Here is a 16425-nt window from a genome sequence, read left to right as displayed (position 1 = left end):
TGCGATCCTCCTATAAGTCAGCCGCTTCTTCATAACCATTACCTTCCACCTGGCTCGCCAAATGGATCCCTTTTACTTTTATGTTTTTTAACCCTGTGATGAAATATTCAAGCCCAGTTAAAAACAGGCTGACAGGCACCCATAAATAAGTGAGGTACACAGGAATTTGTAATGCTGGTAAAATTTTTCCTTTCGGGGCTATCCATGAAATGTATTCCACCGAAAAATAACAGATGGCAAAAACACATGCTGACGTGAAGAAAGAGATAATAATCAGTAAAAATTTTTGATAAACATGAGGGAGACAGTCAAATACTGCTGTCATTCTTATATGACTACCTTTTCGTGCAGCATAACTGGTACCCGCAAAGGTGATCATTATGATCAAGATACTATTCAATTCTTCCGTGAAGAATAAGCTTTGATTAAATAAGACACGACCCGTTACATTCGCTACGTTATTAAACGCCATCAATAAGACGCAGCTAATTAACATCGCACCTTCAATTTTATTAATACACAATATACATCGTGAATAATAACGTTGGATGCGTCCTTGTTCTTGATTTTCCATCGGATGCTCCTAGCATAGCAAAAGGGCGAAGAACCCTCGCCCATTCATATTTAATTATTGATTCTTTGCTGCTTGTAGATCCGCTTCAAGTTGATCAAGAATAACTTGGCCAGAAGGCCCTGTCATAGATACAAACTTTGTCTTAATATTCTGTGAAGCTTTACGGAATACCTCACGCTCATCTTCCGTGAGTGAAACAAATTTTACACTCGGCTTAGCTGCCGCAATTTTCTCTTTAGCGCTAGCGGCAAGTCCATGCTGGTACTCAAGAATGTAATCTAGTGCTTCAGCAGACGCTTGTTGTACGAGTTGCTTGTCTTTTTCTGGCAGACGATCATAAAAGTTTTTATTCGCCATCATTGCTGTGGTGAAAATGTTGTGTCCCATATCCGTGATAACTTCGCTGACTTCATACAACTTGCCAGATTCAATATAGAACATTGGGTTTTCTTGACCGTGGATAAGTCGAGTTTGTAGTGCCCCAAACACCTCTCCCCAAGGTAGTGGTGTTGGTACAGCGCCAAACGATTTATACGTTTCAACTAAAAGTGGCGATGTCATAACTCGAATTTTCATTCCATCAAGGTCTTTTGGCGTTCTAAATTCTTTTTGCGTGGTTACCGCAACACTGCCTTCAGGAAACATTGACAGTAATTCTAAGTCCTGTTGTGCGTAGAGCTCTTTAAAGTTCTCGTTTATCACCTTTGAGTTCTTAAAAAAGTAATTTACTTCACTTTCTTTTTCCGGCAATACATACGGCATTAAGAACACTTGGGCCTCAGGTATTAAGCTTCCTGTAAAGCCCGGTGATTGGTCGACAAATTGCAAAATACCAGCTTGAGCTTGCTCCATAAGATCTGTCGATTCCCCAAGAGTACCAAACGGGTATATCTGGACGCGGTGTGACGAATTCGCTTCAATTACTTCTTTAAACTTTGTTGCATATACTCCCTGCACTTCCGTTATGCTCTCTTCGATCGCATATTTCCATGTGGCAGCTTGTATCTGGAACGCTGAAAAAGCCATTACTGCAAAACCCAATTTCTTCGTCGTACTTAGCGCATTGATTTTCATTTCAGACACCTCGTTTCTTCCATTTGAGATTTGTAAAATCATCCAAGTCATTTATATAAATGTGATGATAACCACCCTGCTTACAATCAACTTATTCCTTCTGGTTAATCACCAAAATCGTGTAGCAAAAATGTTAATAATTACYTTATTAGAATTTTCACCGCATATTTTTTGTCTAAGCTCGCTTTTAGTTTCGTTTTTAACTTTTATTTGCGGTCATAACAGAAAATGTGTGAGCGGCGGTGGCGAGTTAAGAATATCGGCCAACACTTGTAGTCCGTGCTTTACCCTAAATCGACTACTTTCCATGCCTAAGCTAATACGTACTCGATTGACTTTTATATCTTGCCTAACAACAAAGGGTTGATAGCCAGTAATAATGATGTTGGATGCCTTCGCAGCAGAGACCAATTCATCTGATCCCCATCCTTCGGGGAGCTCTAACCAAATGTGCTGCCCATTAGGATGCGCGTCGTAGTTGAAACCACTGAAAATGTCACTGGCCATCCGCTGGCGTGCGCTAATTTCTTGCTGCTGAAAAGTAATTAAACGATCTAACTTACCTTCGTTGATCCAAAGCGTTGCAACTTCAAAAGCAATGGGCGATGCCATCCAGCAACTCGCGGCTAACCGGGTTATGGTGTGTTGAATAAGGTGGCGGGGAACCACCATATACCCTGCCCGCATACCAGGCGCTACTGTCTTCGTTAAGCTAGTAATGTAAAAAGCCTGCTCAGGTAGCAAACTTGATAACGGCGGAATTCGATTAGGTTCAAGTGCACCATACACGTCATCTTCAATGATGATCACTTTATAACGCTTAGCAATCTCAGCAATCGCTTGACGGCGTGCTAAGCTCATATGGGAACTGGTTGGATTGTTCATGCTAGGGGTACAACACAATGCCTTAATGGTGTGTTGCTGGCACGCCTCTTCAAAAGCTTCAGGAATTATCCCTTCTTCATCAATGGCCAAAGCGCAAAGTTTCACTTTCAACATTCTAGAACGCGCACTCAAGCCATGGTCGACTAAGGCTTCACAAGCAACGACATCCCCAGGTTGAGCAACGGTGCCAAGTGCTAATAACAAGCCATGTGATGCACCATTACATAAAATAATCCGTTCTTTCTCTGCCTCCAATTTCTGGCTAGATAACCACTTTTCTGCAGCTTCAATATGATGGTCGAGTCCTTGAACAGGGCGAACTGCCCGAATAAGCGCATCCGAATCTTGCTTCGCAATTTTAATCAATGCTTCATTAAACATCTGAGAATGTTGTGGAGTACAAACAGGATGAGCAATAGAAAGATCTATCACCCCCTCATCCACATTGCTGTCTTCAATCAGCATGAACTCGGTTTCTTTCTCTACCCCATAGTCGCTAACAAACGTACCACTCCCTACCCACGCATCAACGATGCCTTTGCTCTCTGCGTGCGCATACGCGTTACTCACCGTTTGCACACTGACGGCCATAAGCTCAGCTAATTCCCGGTGAGTCGGCAAGCGTGTGCCAGCAAGGATATCACCTTGATTAATGGCCTCTTCAATAGCGTCTGAAATGGCTAAATATTTAGGTACGCCGGGTTTTAACGTCAACTTCAAATTAATTGTCATAGTTCAAAAGTTTCATTGACTGAGTGAATTGTAATGATGTGTACTGATATTAACAACGCAATACATATTATTAACATTTAATTTACTTATACCCATAGAGCATCACTATTGCAATGATCAACCACTCAATAAAGTAAGGCGACGTGTTTAAAACCTTGCAATACATATGGTCAATCGATCAATTCAACCCATTTACAGAGAGAGCAGCATGGAAGATGTAAAACTGAATTTTTCTCGAAGCGAGTATGCAAGCAGATTAAAAAAAGTCAGGGAGGCAATGGCTCGCCATCAAATCGACACGCTGATTGTGCACGACCCGTCCAATATGTCATGGATTACAGGTTATGACGGCTGGTCATTCTACACCCCACAAGTCGTGGTCGTAGGCCCTGTGGGTGACCCCGTTTGGTATGGTCGAAAAATGGATGACAATGGCGCAAAACGCACAGTGTATATGAGCAATGAAGATATTCTTGCTTACCCAGATCACTACGTCATGAATCCACCACTGCATGCGATGGAGCACCTCGCTAACCAAATTTTAAAAATTCGAGGTTGGGACAAAGGCAATATTGGCATTGAGATGGACAACTACTATTTCAGCCCTACCGCCTACCTTGCTTTAAAAGAAAATTTACCCAATGGGCAATTGAAAGATACCACGGGGCTCGTCAACTGGTGCCGTGCAGTAAAATCAGAGCAAGAAATTGAATACATGAGAATTGCTGCTCGTATTGTAGAGAACATGCATAGTGCAGCGTACGAAATGATAGAGCCGGGTTTACCGAAAAATAAGCTTGTTGCAGAAATATATCGCGTCGCGATGGAAGGTCATGATGGTCACTTTGGTGATTACCCTGCCATTGTTCCCATGCTGCCATCAGGCGCAGATGCATCAGCCCCACACCTGACTTGGGATGATACCCCTTTCAAAAATAATGAAGGGACATTCTTTGAAATTGCGGGTTGCCACAAACGTTACCACTGTCCGCTATCCCGCACTATATATCTTGGCGAACCGACGGCTGATTTCCGCCGAGGTGAAGAAGCATTAATTGCAGGATTAGAGGCTGGGCTAGAAGCCGCAAAACCTGGTAATCGCTGTGCCGATATCGCCAATGCCTTAAACAGTACACTGGCTAAATTTGGCTTTGACCGCGGTGGTGCACGTTGTGGTTACCCTATCGGTTTAAGCTATCCACCTGATTGGGGCGAACGCACGATGAGCCTTCGTGACAGCGATGATACGATTTTACAGCCGGGTATGACTTTCCACTTTATGCCAGGGCTTTGGCTGGAAAATTGGGGAATTGAAACGACAGAAAGCATTGTGATCACAGAAACAGGGGTTGAAGTTTTGTGCGATCTCCCTCGTCATTTAATGGTGAAAAGGTAATAGAACATGCAAAAAACAACCATTACACCTACTGTCAATTTTAACATCGACGGAAAACAGCATGGCTACTTGAAGCTCCCCTATTCACATGATGATTCGGCGTGGGGGTGCATCATGATCCCAGTAACTGTCATCAAAAATGGTGATGGCCCAACAGCCTTGCTAACAGGAGGTAATCATGGCGATGAATATGAAGGCATTACCGGACTATTGAAACTCGCCAACCGTTTAGAACCAGAAGAAATTAAAGGTCGAGTAATAATCGTTCCCGCGATGAACTACCCCGCGGTATTGAATGGTTCACGTACCTCGCCGATTGATCAGGGCAACATGAACCGCTCATTCCCCGGCACACCAACAGGCAGTATGACAGAGCGTATCGCGGATTATTTCCAACGTTACTTAGTACCAATGTGTGACTTTGCCTTAGATATTCACTCTGGCGGAAAAACCTTGGACTTGCTCCCATTTTCAGCAGCGCACCGACTTGACGATAAACATCAGGAAAATGCCTGTATCGAAGGGGCAAAATTATTCGGCGCCCCTTATACGGTTATCCTTCACGAACTTGATGCAGCTTCACTTTATGACACTGCAGTAGAAGCACAAGGGAAAATCTTTGTTACCACAGAGCTTAGTGGTGGCGGTACCAGTACCCCTGACACTATCGCATTAGCGGAACAAGGCATTGATAATTTCTTGATCTTCGCGGGCATCACCTCAGGGTCATATCAATTACCGAGTGAACCTACCCGTATACTCGATATCCCAGATGCAGACTGTTACTTGCTGAGTGAGCACAAAGGCTTGCTTGAATTGTGTATCAATCTTGGTGACAGCGTCACTAAAGGAGATGTCGTTGCAAGGGTACATAGTCTTGAGCGTACAGGACAATCACCCATTGAGTACCTCGCTAAACGCAATGGTATTTTGGCGGCAAGGCGCCACCCAGCACTGATCGATATTGGTGATACCTTTGCCGTTTTTGGCGAAGAGATCAGCTAATTATCACTACATTATCTACCTGCACCAACTCATTCAATCAGGCAGTAGAGCGCCCTTTTTATTGCCTGATTGCTAAGAAAGACTCAGGAGAACCATCATGCGTTTAGATCGATATGACTTAAAAATTCTTCAAATATTACAAGAAAATGGCCGAATAACTAAATCCGGTTTGGCCGAAAAAATTAACCTTTCCATTAGCCCATGCTGGGAAAGGGTTAAGCGCTTGGAGTCATCTGGCATTATTGAGGGGTATGGTGCAAAAATTAATACCGCACAACTGCAAAAACGCTACCTCGTTCAAGTAGAAATAAGCCTAAAACAACACAGTGCACAAGCTTTTGCCCGCTTTGAATCTGCCATGCAAAATTGTGAGGAGGTTATTGAGTGCTATGCCACTGGCGGAGGTGTCGATTACATTCTAAAAGTAACCTGTGAAGACATTGATAAATACCAGCGCCTTATCGATAAATGGTTAATTTCCGACCTCGGTATCGAACGTTACTACACCTACATTGTGACTAAAACTATCAAGCAGCAACAGCATAAAATCCAGGCTGATATCGACCCTTTGCTTAAAGCCGTTTAAATACCAAGTCAGTACTTTTATACGGCTTTTATCACTTAATAAATGAACAGAAAAAAAGTCAGTATTTTAGCCTTACAAAAAAAAATCCTGACTGAATAACGGGTTGATACAAAAAACATCCACCACCCAGAGTAGGTAAAGTAATTACACATCTGGACAAACAATGGTGAAGCTTATGGACTCTTTAGCTCAAGTAGTGAATAAACGTAATCTGACTGCAGTTGTCACTACGCCTGAATTACTGGCAACTCAGCAACAAGCAGCTCAAAAACAATTAGGTACCAACCGATTGGATGATCCCCGCTTACTTCGCAAGCTCGCTTATGTAAACGGGAAATGGGTTCATGGCAGTAAAGATAAAGTCGTTATCAACCCCTCAACTGAAACTGCAATTGATTATTGTACCCAGCTTAATGCAGAACAAATTAATAATGCCATTGATTCCGCAGAGCAGGCTTTTCCAAGCTGGCGAAAAATGCTGGCTGATGAACGCGCTGAAATCCTTATGCGATGGCATGATCTATTACTTGAAAACAAAGAAGATCTTGCTCGATTAATGGTCTTGGAGCAGGGAAAACCACTCTTTGATGCCCGTGGTGAAATTGAGTATGGCGCATCATTTATTCGATGGTTTGCCGAAGAGTCTCGTCGCGCTTATGGCGAAACTATTCCCAGCCACATTCCCAATGCACAACTTGCCAGTATTCGTGAGCCTATCGGTGTTGCAGCCTTGATCACGCCGTGGAATTTCCCTAACGCCATGATCACGCGCAAGGCAGCAGCAGCACTGGCTATTGGTTGTACCGTGATCATCAAACCTGCAAACGAAACCCCGTTCTCAGCACTTGCATTGGCTGAACTCGCAGAACGCGCAGGGTTTCCTGCTGGTGTATTCAACGTCGTAACTGGTGATGCTGTTATGGTGTCAGAAGCTATATGCCTGTCAGACAAAGTAAAAGCCCTATCTTTTACAGGCTCTACCCGTGTCGGAAAGCTGTTATTAGAGCAATCGGCCAGCACGGTAAAAAAGTGTTCAATGGAGCTTGGAGGTAACGCACCTTTCATCGTCCTACCTGATATGGACGTAGACACCGCGGCAAAAGCAGCCGTCGATGCCAAGTTCCAGACATCAGGGCAAGACTGCCTAGCGGCTAACCGTATATTTGTTCCACGTGATAAATACGTACCGTTTCTAGAAGCATTTCAACATGAGATGCGTTCACTAAAAGTCGGTGATGGGTTTTCACCTGATACCGTACTAGGGCCTTTGATCTCAAAACAAGCTGTCGCTAAAGCACAGCACCTCGTCAACGATGCTATAGAAAAAGGCGCACGCTTATTGGTTGGCGATCAGAGCCAAGCACCCGGATCTCATTTCTTTATACCTACGCTATTGGCCGATGTCACTCCAGAAATGGATGTATACCAACAAGAAAATTTTTGCCCTGTTGCGGGAGTATTAGCGTATGACAACATCGAAAAAGTGATCACCATGGCTAACGATACTGAATACGGTCTCGCCGCTTATGTTTATGGTCATGATATCCGTAATATCTGGCCACTCATGCGTGGACTTGAGTTTGGCATGGTGTCAGTTAACTCCGTCAAAATGACGGGTCACCCTATTCCTTTCGGAGGTGTAAAACAATCAGGTCTTGGCCGTGAAGGTAGCAAGCATGGTTTTGATGAATATAGTGAAATTAAATACTACTGCTTAGGTGCGTTACCCACTGCGAGTGGAAGCTAATAAATGGATTTCTTAGTAAAGAATTAATAATTGTTCTGGAGATAAACATGTCTATTGATACCCAAAAAATACTCGAAACTGACCGCAAAAATATATTTCATGCGTCAACCCATCTAAAGCAATATGCCGCGGGTGAAATCCCCGGCCGTATTATTACTGGTGGTGAAGGCATTCGCATAAAAGATTCCGAAGGTATCGAGTTAATTGATGGTTTCGCCGGATTGTACTGCGTCAATATCGGTTATGGCCGCACAGAGATGGCTGAAGCCATTTATGAGCAGGCGAAAAAGCTCGCTTATTATCACACTTACGTTGGTCATACCAACGAAGCACTGGTTGAGCTATCAGATCGAATCATCAAGATGGCACCAACAGGCATGAGCAAAGTTTACTATGGTATGTCAGGTAGTGATGCCAACGAAACACAGCTTAAGCTCGTTTGGTATTACAACAATGCTCGAGGCCTACCAGAAAAGAAAAAAGTGATTTCTCGCGATCGTGGATATCATGGTTCAAGCATTGCGTCTGGTTCAATGACAGGCTTACCTTTGTTCCACAATCACTTTGATCTTCCTCTCGATCGCATTAAGCATACAATCGCTCCTTGCTATTACCGCAGAGAAGACGACGGCATGTCTGAACTTGAATATTCTAAGTTTTGTGCCGCCAAACTCGAAGAAATGATCTTAGAAGAAGGTCCAGAAACGGTTGCCGCTATGATTGGGGAACCTGTACTAGGTACTGGCGGGATTGTTCCGCCACCTGAAGGTTACTGGCAAGAAATCCGCAAAGTATTAGATAAATATGACGTCTTACTGATTGCCGATGAGGTGGTCTGTGGCTTTGGCCGTCTAGGGGCAGATTTCGGCTCAATTTACTATGACATGAAGCCTGATTTAATCACTGTCGCTAAAGGGTTAACGTCTGCCTATCAACCACTATCAGGTGTAATTGTAGGCGAAAGAGTCTGGTCAGTCCTAGAAGATGGTACCGACCAATGGGGGGCGATTGGCCACGGCTATACCTACTCGGGACACCCTATTGGGGCAGCGTCTGCCTTGTGTAACCTCGATATTATTGAACGTGAAAACCTTGTTGGAAATGCACGTACAACAGGGGCATACCTACAGAAACGTATGCAAGAAACATTCGCCGATCACCCTCTTGTAGGTGAAGCTCGCGGTGTAGGCTTGCTTCATGCTTTGGAGTTTTCAAGCGATAAGCTAAAGCGTGCTCACTTTGATCCTAACCTGAAAGTTGGCCCTCAGATCGCAGCTGCCTGTCTGGAAGAAGGGCTTATTGCACGTGCAATGCCTCATGGCGATATCCTTGGCCTTGCTCCACCGCTCATTGTGACACCGTCAGACATTGATGACATGGTTGAGCGTACAGCGCGTGCCGTGAACCGTGTTACAGACAAACTCGTGACTAGCCGTAGCTGGATAGCCAAATAATCATTTCCATACACATACAAGGATAAAGCAATGGCACATGCCTCTACTGATATTACGCTGCACGATATTTATCAGGCACGCCAAGCCATTCAAGGACATGTGGCGCGTACGCCACTTGTCTATTCTGAAGCGCTGTCCCACCGCTTTGGTTGTGATGCATGGCTTAAGCTCGAAACGCTACAACCCATTGGTGCCTTTAAGCTACGAGGCGCAACGTTTGCGATGAGCAAGCTAACACGTGAACAAAAAAAAGCAGGTGTAGTGACATGTTCTACCGGAAACCACGGCCGTGCTATCGCTTACGCAGGCAAAAAGCTGGGCGTGCACACGATTATTTGTATGTCACAATTAGTGCCAGAAAATAAAGTCAATGCTATCAAGGAACTAGGTGCTGAAGTACGGATTATCGGCCTATCGCAAGATGAAGCTGAAGTGGAAACAATGCGCTTGGTTGAAGAAGAAGGCTTGGTATACCTTCCACCTTTTGACCACCCAGATATTCTGTCTGGGCAAGGCACCATAGGTATTGAGATATTTGAAGATAAGCCCGACGTCGATATGATTTTTGCCGGCCTTTCTGGCGGTGGGTTAATCGGTGGTATTGGTCTGGTGGCAAAAGCGATTAACCCAGACGTGCAAATCATTGGTGCAAGCATGGACCGGGGTGCTGCAATGGCTGTTAGCCTAGAAGCTGGCAAGCCCGTACAGGTACCTGAATATGAATCTTTTGCTGATAGCCTAGGCGGTGGCATTGGTTTAAATAACGCATACAGTCTGCCTATTGTTCAGGAAGTCATGGATCACGTTTATTTAGTGAATGAACAGTCGATTGCGCGTGGCATGGTTCACTTCTTTGAACATGAAAAAATGCTGGTCGAAGGTGCCGCTGCTGTCGGTATCGCAGCGATAGAACAGCATAATTTAGATGTCAGTGGCAAAACAATTGTATTCATCGTCAGTGGTAAAAATGTCGCAGCAGATACATTTAGAAAAGCACAGGTACTCGCGGCAGAACAAGTAAATAAGGGATGAAAATGAAAACATATAGCAAGGAGCAAATTACAACCGTGACCCACCTCGACCAAAATGCATTGTCTGCCGTAGAAGCTGGTTTCGCCGCACTTGGTCAAAATAATACCATCATGCCCCCAATTCTTAGCATGAGTATTCCTGAATATAACGGTGAAGTAGACGTTAAAACAGCATACATTAAAGGCAAAGATCGGTTTGCTATTAAAATTAGTCCCGGATTTTTTGATAACCCGAAATTGGGTCTACCAAGTTTAAATGGCCTTATGGTTCTGTTTTCATCTCAAACAGGTTTGGTTGATTCTGTACTATTTGACGAAGGTTATCTTACTGAAATAAGAACCGCCCTTGCTGGTGCTATCGCGGCCAAGCATCTTGCCCGACCAAATGCCAAAGAAGTCGCGGTTATTGGGGCTGGACGACAAGCCGAATTACAAGTTGCGGCTCTGAAACTTATCTACAATATTACCAAAGTGCACGTGTTCGCCCGCGAGCATGATCAGATGAAATCTTACCGTGCGCTCATGGCTCAGCAATACGATCTAGCCGTTGATATTCATAGCTCTGCGGCAAGTGCTTGTGCAAACGCAGACATCGTAGTGACAACGACACCAGCAAACAGCCCAGTTCTTCACTGGCAAGACCTAAAACCCGGAACACATGTCACCGCAATGGGGTCTGATAACAGCCACAAACACGAACTTGAATCGAGCATTCTTGCCAATGCTGATTTTTTGGTCGTCGATAAGCGTATTCAGTCTGAAACACTCGGCGAGCTCAATCATTATTCAGGTGCATTCCCCAATACAATATTTGAGCTAGGCGATCTTATTGCAAATAAGGTAACGCTGCGGACTAAACCAGAGCATATAACAGTTTGTGATTTAACGGGAACAGGCGTGCAAGATACCGCGATTGCCGATTATACCGCAAACCTTTTGGCATAATTAGCTATCAACCCTGCCCTACGGCATCAAAGTAACTATCATGATTCTTGTCGGAATTATCATGATTCTTGAAGAAAGACTATTGTGGAGAAAATAAATGACGCCCTGCGAAACAGATTTTTCACAACTTGAACGCGTTTACCCCTGCCAAAATTTACAGCGCCCAGCCACAATCAGAATTGGACTTGTACAACTGGCAACAGATTACACCTTAGAGAACGACTGGCATCAATTGGTCGGTGAAGAGGTTGAACTCTACAGTACACGTATGCCTTTTTGCAGCGAATTAACACCAGAAAAGCTATGTTCAATGAAGGAAGGAATTGGTAAGGCCGCTACATTAGTGGCTGATGGGCTTGAGCTTGATGTGATGGCTTATGGTTGCACCGCTGCGAGTATGCTAATAGGTGACGAGGCGATCAGTAAACAATTAACAGTAACCAGACCCGAACTGCCAGCTACCAACCCTTGGCTTGCTGCGAAAACAGCGCTGCGTCGTTTAAACATTAAGAAGTTAGCAGTGTTAACGCCCTACACCAGCGAAGTAAATAAACCTTTATTTCAAGCATTAGAGCAGGAAGGGTTTACAATAGTGGCATTTGGCGCTTTTCATTTAAACAAAGACACCGATATCCCATCGGTAGATCCAGAAAGTATCCAGCATGCCTTAAGCAACATGCTTGAAAATACCGATGCTGACGGCATATTTCTGTCTTGTACTAACCTGAAAGTAATGCAAGAGCTGGACAAATTTGAACAACAGTTCAAACGTCCTTTTGTCTCATCTAATCAGGCTCTGTTCTGGCACGCATTACGTCTATCAGGTAGCCAACGTTGCTTTGATGGTTACGGGAAATTACTTCAGGAACCTTAAATCGCCTGGCCTCACACACCGAGCTATTGGCTCGGTGTTAGTTCACCAATTTCACCGTTTTGGCTGACTATATAGCAGTCCATGCCAGCCGCTAAGGCTGCTGTTTTACCTAACTCGGTATCTTCAAATACCACACAGTCTTTTGGATTAAGACCAATGCGTTTAGCCGCTTCAAGAAAAGTGTCTGGGTTGGGTTTATGGTTTACCACATCATCTGAAGTCACCAATGCATCTAGCAGCGGTAAGATACCAGTATCACCCAGCAACGGTTCAGCATTAAAACGTCGGCAACCGGTACCGACTGCAATTTTCATATTCTCTTTATGCTCTAGCAGCAGATCATAAGTCGACTCAATGATTTCACCTTTAAACTCAATCTCATCGAAGAATTTACATTTTGTTTCAGCCAATCTTTTAACATCAAAGTTTTGTCGATAGCGACGGTTAATTTCTTGAGCTGTTCTGATAGTTGGCATACCGCCTAGGCTGTAAAACCACTTAGCATCAAAGGGGATCTCATGAATTGCGCAGGTTTGTTCCCAAGCCTTTAAATGAGCTGGCATTGAGTCAACTAAAGTGCCATCCATATCAAAAATAATGCCTTTGTACGCAGATAAATCCATAACTCTCCTCTACTGGCAACCCCTGTTGCCGCTTCATCTCTATTTAATTCCCAGCGAAAGTAGCAACTTTATATTTCACTTTTATTACGGTATCCAAGTAATTTCAAGATACATAGTTCAGCAACTTGAAACCACCAAAAATACATATTGCAGTGAACCTACACTCATAATCAAATTTAGCCTCACAAAACAGACAAAAGCTGCTTTTTTGAGCAGTTAATCTTCTATTAGCCCCTAGTTCTAGTTAAAACAACCAAAACATTATATACATGCAGTTATTTTAAATATATATTCACTATGTATACAATTAAACAACAACATCTTTTATTGATTTAGGATGTACAGTAAAGGAACTACGATGGATCAACCTGATATTACCGCCCTTATCCCTATTGTTATTACGCTTGCTCTATCCTTAACAACACGAAACGTTGTTATTGGCTTGTTCGGTGGCGTTTTCAGCGGTGTTGTTATGCTTAACGGCATTGCACCGCTTGATACCTTTGGAACGTTAGTCAAAGACTACCTCGTGCCACAATTGACCGATAGCTATAATGCGGGTGTCATTGTGCTATTGGTTTTCATCGGCGGGTTTGTTGCACTCATGGAAAAGTCTGGTGGTGGACAAGCTTTTGCTCTAAAAGTAACACATTGGGTTAGCACAAAATGCCGAGCACAGATATCCTCTTGGTTTGGCGGGATTTTAATCTTCTTCTCAGATCTGGGTACCCCATTAATTGTCGGCCCTGTTTTTCGCCCTTTATTCGATAAACTTAAGCTGTCACGTCAAAAACTGGCTTTTATTATCGATTCAACCTCTTCACCTGTCGCCATTCTCATCCCATTCATTGGTTGGGGTGTCTATATCATGGGATTGCTGCAAAAAGAATTTTCGGCTTTAGAGGTTGGTATCAGTGATTGGGAAGCATTTGTTAAAGCAATACCTTTCCAGTTCTATGCATTTTTAGCGATCTTCATTGTTCCATTAGTTGCTATTAAGAAACTTGACTTTGGGCCAATGGCTGAAGCGGAAGCAAAGGCAAAACAAGGGATCATCGCAGCAAACACACAAGATACTCTAAACACCTTTACGCATAAAAATGCAAAAGCGTCTTTTGTATTTGCTCCGCTATTTGTAATGGCATTAGTATTAGTCGCAATGCTTGCACCACTGGGCTTTCCGTTCGAACAAGTTTCCGGCTCCGTCTTCCGCGCCGCACTCTCTAGTGCCTATTTCTTTGCCGCTATAACGTTAATTTCACTAATGGCTTTTTACGGTGTACGTAAACTTAGTGATGGTATTAATGTATACCTGAAAGGCATGGGTAATATGATGCAGGTCGCGATTATACTTATCCTAGCGTGGACACTCAGCAGCGTTGGTAAAGATTTAGGAACTGCCGCTTATATTGCAGAGCAAGCACAAGCAGGCTTCCCTTACTGGCTTGTGCCAGCCGTTGCTTTTTTACTTTCGGCGATTATTTCGTTTGCCACGGGTTCTTCTTGGGGAACATTTGCCATTATGCTGCCACTAGTGATACCGACGGCATTTGCCATTGATGCGCCCCTATTTGCTTGTATTGGCGCTGTACTCTCTGGTGGGTTATTTGGCGATCACTGCTCGCCAATATCTGAAACAACCATTCTGTCTTCGACAGGTTCAGGGTGTGATCAATTTGAGCACTTTAGAACTCAGCTACCTTATGCGTTATTAAACGGCAGTATTGCCTTAGTCAGCTTTATTGTGGCTGGCATAGTAGAAAGTCCTATCGTCCTTCTCGCTGCTTTAATCAGCCAAGCATGCTTGGTGTATGTTTTAACGAAATGGCACAGTCGAAAACAGCTATTACACAGCGAATTAGACACACAAGTGTAGGTTGCTCTCGTCGCTCCTTTATAAAAGCTGCTCTGGATATTCCCATACCACCGCAGCTTTTATTTTATTTCCAACTTTACCAACCCCCACTTTTTGGCAATACGATCAAAGAACCCTTGGGTCTTCTTTAGCTCAATCCAATGATTAACGTAATTGATCCATACTTGGTCTTCTTTAGGCAGTAACATCGAGATAGGCGTTGGCCGATGCATGCCTTCAACTTTTGCTATTGATAGCTGAGGGTAACGGCGAATTAACGTTGCGGCTTCTATATTCGAGGTAATAATCGCAGTGGTTTTGTTTTCCAATAAATATTGATGTGCTTTAGCAGAGGCATCAATACTATTCTGTCGTGCGTTAGGTAAAAGCTCTTTCACGATAGATTGCTGTACCGTGCCGCTTATCGAGGTAATGACCACTGAATTCTTATTAAAATCACGCCATTTTCTGAAGCGATCTACATTGTTTTTTTGTATTACGGGTACAAAAGCCAAGTAAAAATAAGTATCGCTGTAACCAGCTACTTTGGCACGGTGCATATTCAGCGAAGCGCTACCCGACATGTCATATTTTTCTGTGACTACACCACTAACCAGCGTTTTCCATGTTGCAGGTACATACTCAACCGTAACACCGAGGTCTTTCGCGAGTTCAGTTGTAATATCAATATCAAACCCACGATAAAAATTTGTTGAAGGATCTCGTATCGTCATGGGGCTCCAGTCACCTGTTGTTCCGACTCGGAGCGTCCCTCTATCAATGATCTCAGTTAACCGACTAGATGCACCATAGCTCACAGTAGTAAAAAGTAACATCAAGACAAAAAAGCATGTTGAAATAAGTTTGATGAAATACTGTGCGATCATAACTACCCCTTCCTGCTACTCACTGATATTTCCGTGATGATAAATCATGGAAAACCAACTGGGCTCTCAAACAAATTGAGATATATAAAAGATAGCAGTAATTTGTTTATCGCATTTTTAACTTTTTTATCTTTTGTAGCCTCTAAGAAAAAGTTCAACGCAAGTTTTCAAGTATTTTTTTCGCTCTTCAACCGTCTCGCCACTGTCCTGCCCTAAATACCCCCAATACACCACCCTACCGTGAAACATCAACAACAACTGCATAGCAGCATCACTAGCATCGATGTCTGCGCTTAAAACATTTTGCTTAACCAAATTTTCAATGTAACTTGCGAGCATATCGGTTGTGTTTTTAGGGCCTGCATTTAAAAACACTTTTGCCAAGTCTGGGTGACTATCACTCTGACTAACTGCTGTTTTATAAGTATTTTTGGCTTCATCTGATAGCAACAGATTTTGAAAGCGCCAACCAAACTCAAAAAGCACCTCTTCAGCAGGACGAACATCATCTATTAAGCTTATGTCCAACTGATTTGATATGCATTTTTTACGGATGCAGGTATCAAATAAGTCATCCTTCGTTTTAAAGTGTGAATAAACGGTTTGTTTCGAGACCTCCGCTTTTATGGCGATCGCATCCATGCTAATGGCATAGCCATGTTCACAAAAAAGCGCCGTTGCCGCTTTCATAATTTGGTCTCTTTTTTGAGCACTTCTTGCTGTCAGCACAAATTCACCTCAGTTTAATCGATAAAAA

Annotated in this window: 15 protein-coding genes; 9 read left to right on the top strand and 6 right to left on the bottom strand. The window is 43.4% G+C overall.

All coding sequences use genetic code 11. The features are described 5' to 3' along the window. Nucleotides 1-10: 10 nt before the first annotated feature. The 3 genes from L4D09_RS21400 to ehuR all read right to left on the bottom strand — a co-directional run bounded on the left by L4D09_RS21400 (nt 11) and on the right by ehuR (nt 3265). A complete protein-coding gene (locus L4D09_RS21400; protein WP_428459559.1) occupies nt 11-574 on the bottom strand; it encodes a TRAP transporter small permease in 564 nt (187 codons plus the stop codon). A gap of 54 nt (nt 575-628) precedes the next feature. Continuing rightward, nucleotides 629-1648: a TRAP transporter substrate-binding protein DctP gene (gene dctP, locus L4D09_RS21395; RefSeq protein ID WP_428459558.1), complete on the bottom strand. Its 1020-nt coding sequence runs from the start codon at nt 1646-1648 to the stop codon at nt 629-631. A gap of 216 nt (nt 1649-1864) precedes the next feature. After that, a complete protein-coding gene (gene ehuR / locus L4D09_RS21390) occupies nt 1865-3265 on the bottom strand; it encodes a MocR-like ectoine utilization transcription factor EhuR (RefSeq protein ID WP_428459557.1) in 1401 nt (466 codons plus the stop codon). Between the two features lie 208 nt (nt 3266-3473). Between ehuR and doeA the strand changes: the two genes are divergently transcribed. The 8 genes from doeA (at nt 3474) to L4D09_RS21350 (ending at nt 12303) form a co-directional block, all read left to right on the top strand. Continuing rightward, nucleotides 3474-4661, top strand: coding sequence for an ectoine hydrolase DoeA (doeA, locus tag L4D09_RS21385; RefSeq protein ID WP_428459556.1), 1188 nt, complete (start codon nt 3474-3476; stop codon nt 4659-4661). 6 nt (nt 4662-4667) lie between these two features. After that, nucleotides 4668-5666, top strand: coding sequence for a N(2)-acetyl-L-2,4-diaminobutanoate deacetylase DoeB (gene doeB / locus L4D09_RS21380; RefSeq protein ID WP_428459555.1), 999 nt, complete (start codon nt 4668-4670; stop codon nt 5664-5666). Between the two features lie 97 nt (nt 5667-5763). Beyond that, nucleotides 5764-6252, top strand: a complete 489-nt coding sequence (locus L4D09_RS21375) for an Lrp/AsnC family transcriptional regulator (RefSeq protein WP_428459554.1) — start codon at nt 5764-5766, stop codon at nt 6250-6252. A 175-nt stretch (nt 6253-6427) separates the two neighbouring features. Next, the gene (locus L4D09_RS21370; protein WP_428459553.1) at nt 6428-7999 is read left to right on the top strand and encodes an NAD-dependent succinate-semialdehyde dehydrogenase; all 1572 of its coding nucleotides are present in this window, start codon (nt 6428-6430) and stop codon (nt 7997-7999) included. A 47-nt stretch (nt 8000-8046) separates the two neighbouring features. After that, entirely contained in the window at nt 8047-9453 is a 1407-nt protein-coding gene (locus tag L4D09_RS21365; protein ID WP_428459552.1) for an aspartate aminotransferase family protein, read from the top strand. Between the two features lie 30 nt (nt 9454-9483). Further along, nucleotides 9484-10485 carry a hydroxyectoine utilization dehydratase EutB gene (gene eutB / locus L4D09_RS21360; RefSeq protein WP_428459551.1) on the top strand — a complete coding sequence of 334 codons (1002 nt, stop codon included), beginning with the start codon at nt 9484-9486 and terminating at the stop codon, nt 10483-10485. A 2-nt stretch (nt 10486-10487) separates the two neighbouring features. Next, nucleotides 10488-11429 carry a cyclodeaminase gene (locus L4D09_RS21355; RefSeq protein WP_428459550.1) on the top strand — a complete coding sequence of 314 codons (942 nt, stop codon included), beginning with the start codon at nt 10488-10490 and terminating at the stop codon, nt 11427-11429. 97 nt (nt 11430-11526) lie between these two features. Beyond that, on the top strand, nt 11527-12303 hold the full coding sequence (locus L4D09_RS21350; protein WP_428459549.1) for a maleate cis-trans isomerase family protein: 777 nt from the start codon (nt 11527-11529) through the stop codon (nt 12301-12303). 23 nt (nt 12304-12326) lie between these two features. Here L4D09_RS21350 and L4D09_RS21345 read toward each other — a convergent pair whose 3' ends face one another. Beyond that, nucleotides 12327-12926 carry an HAD family hydrolase gene (locus tag L4D09_RS21345; RefSeq protein WP_428459548.1) on the bottom strand — a complete coding sequence of 200 codons (600 nt, stop codon included), beginning with the start codon at nt 12924-12926 and terminating at the stop codon, nt 12327-12329. A gap of 358 nt (nt 12927-13284) precedes the next feature. On the opposite strand from L4D09_RS21345, the gene L4D09_RS21340 reads away from it, so the two are divergent. After that, nucleotides 13285-14802: a Na+/H+ antiporter NhaC family protein gene (locus L4D09_RS21340; protein WP_428459547.1), complete on the top strand. Its 1518-nt coding sequence runs from the start codon at nt 13285-13287 to the stop codon at nt 14800-14802. A gap of 59 nt (nt 14803-14861) precedes the next feature. On the opposite strand, the gene L4D09_RS21335 is transcribed toward L4D09_RS21340, so the two are convergent. Together L4D09_RS21335 and L4D09_RS21330 are read right to left on the bottom strand one after the other, a co-directional pair. Next, nucleotides 14862-15668: a transporter substrate-binding domain-containing protein gene (locus L4D09_RS21335; protein WP_428459546.1), complete on the bottom strand. Its 807-nt coding sequence runs from the start codon at nt 15666-15668 to the stop codon at nt 14862-14864. 126 nt (nt 15669-15794) lie between these two features. Further along, entirely contained in the window at nt 15795-16394 is a 600-nt protein-coding gene (locus L4D09_RS21330; protein ID WP_428459571.1) for a TetR/AcrR family transcriptional regulator, read from the bottom strand. Nucleotides 16395-16425: the final 31 nt, after the last annotated feature.

The organism is Photobacterium makurazakiensis, from assembly GCF_050336715.1.
Taxonomy (GTDB): Bacteria; Pseudomonadota; Gammaproteobacteria; order Enterobacterales; family Vibrionaceae; genus Photobacterium; species Photobacterium makurazakiensis.
The sequence above is the reverse complement of the archived record's forward strand: the minus strand, read 5'-3'. Positions and strand labels throughout refer to the sequence as shown.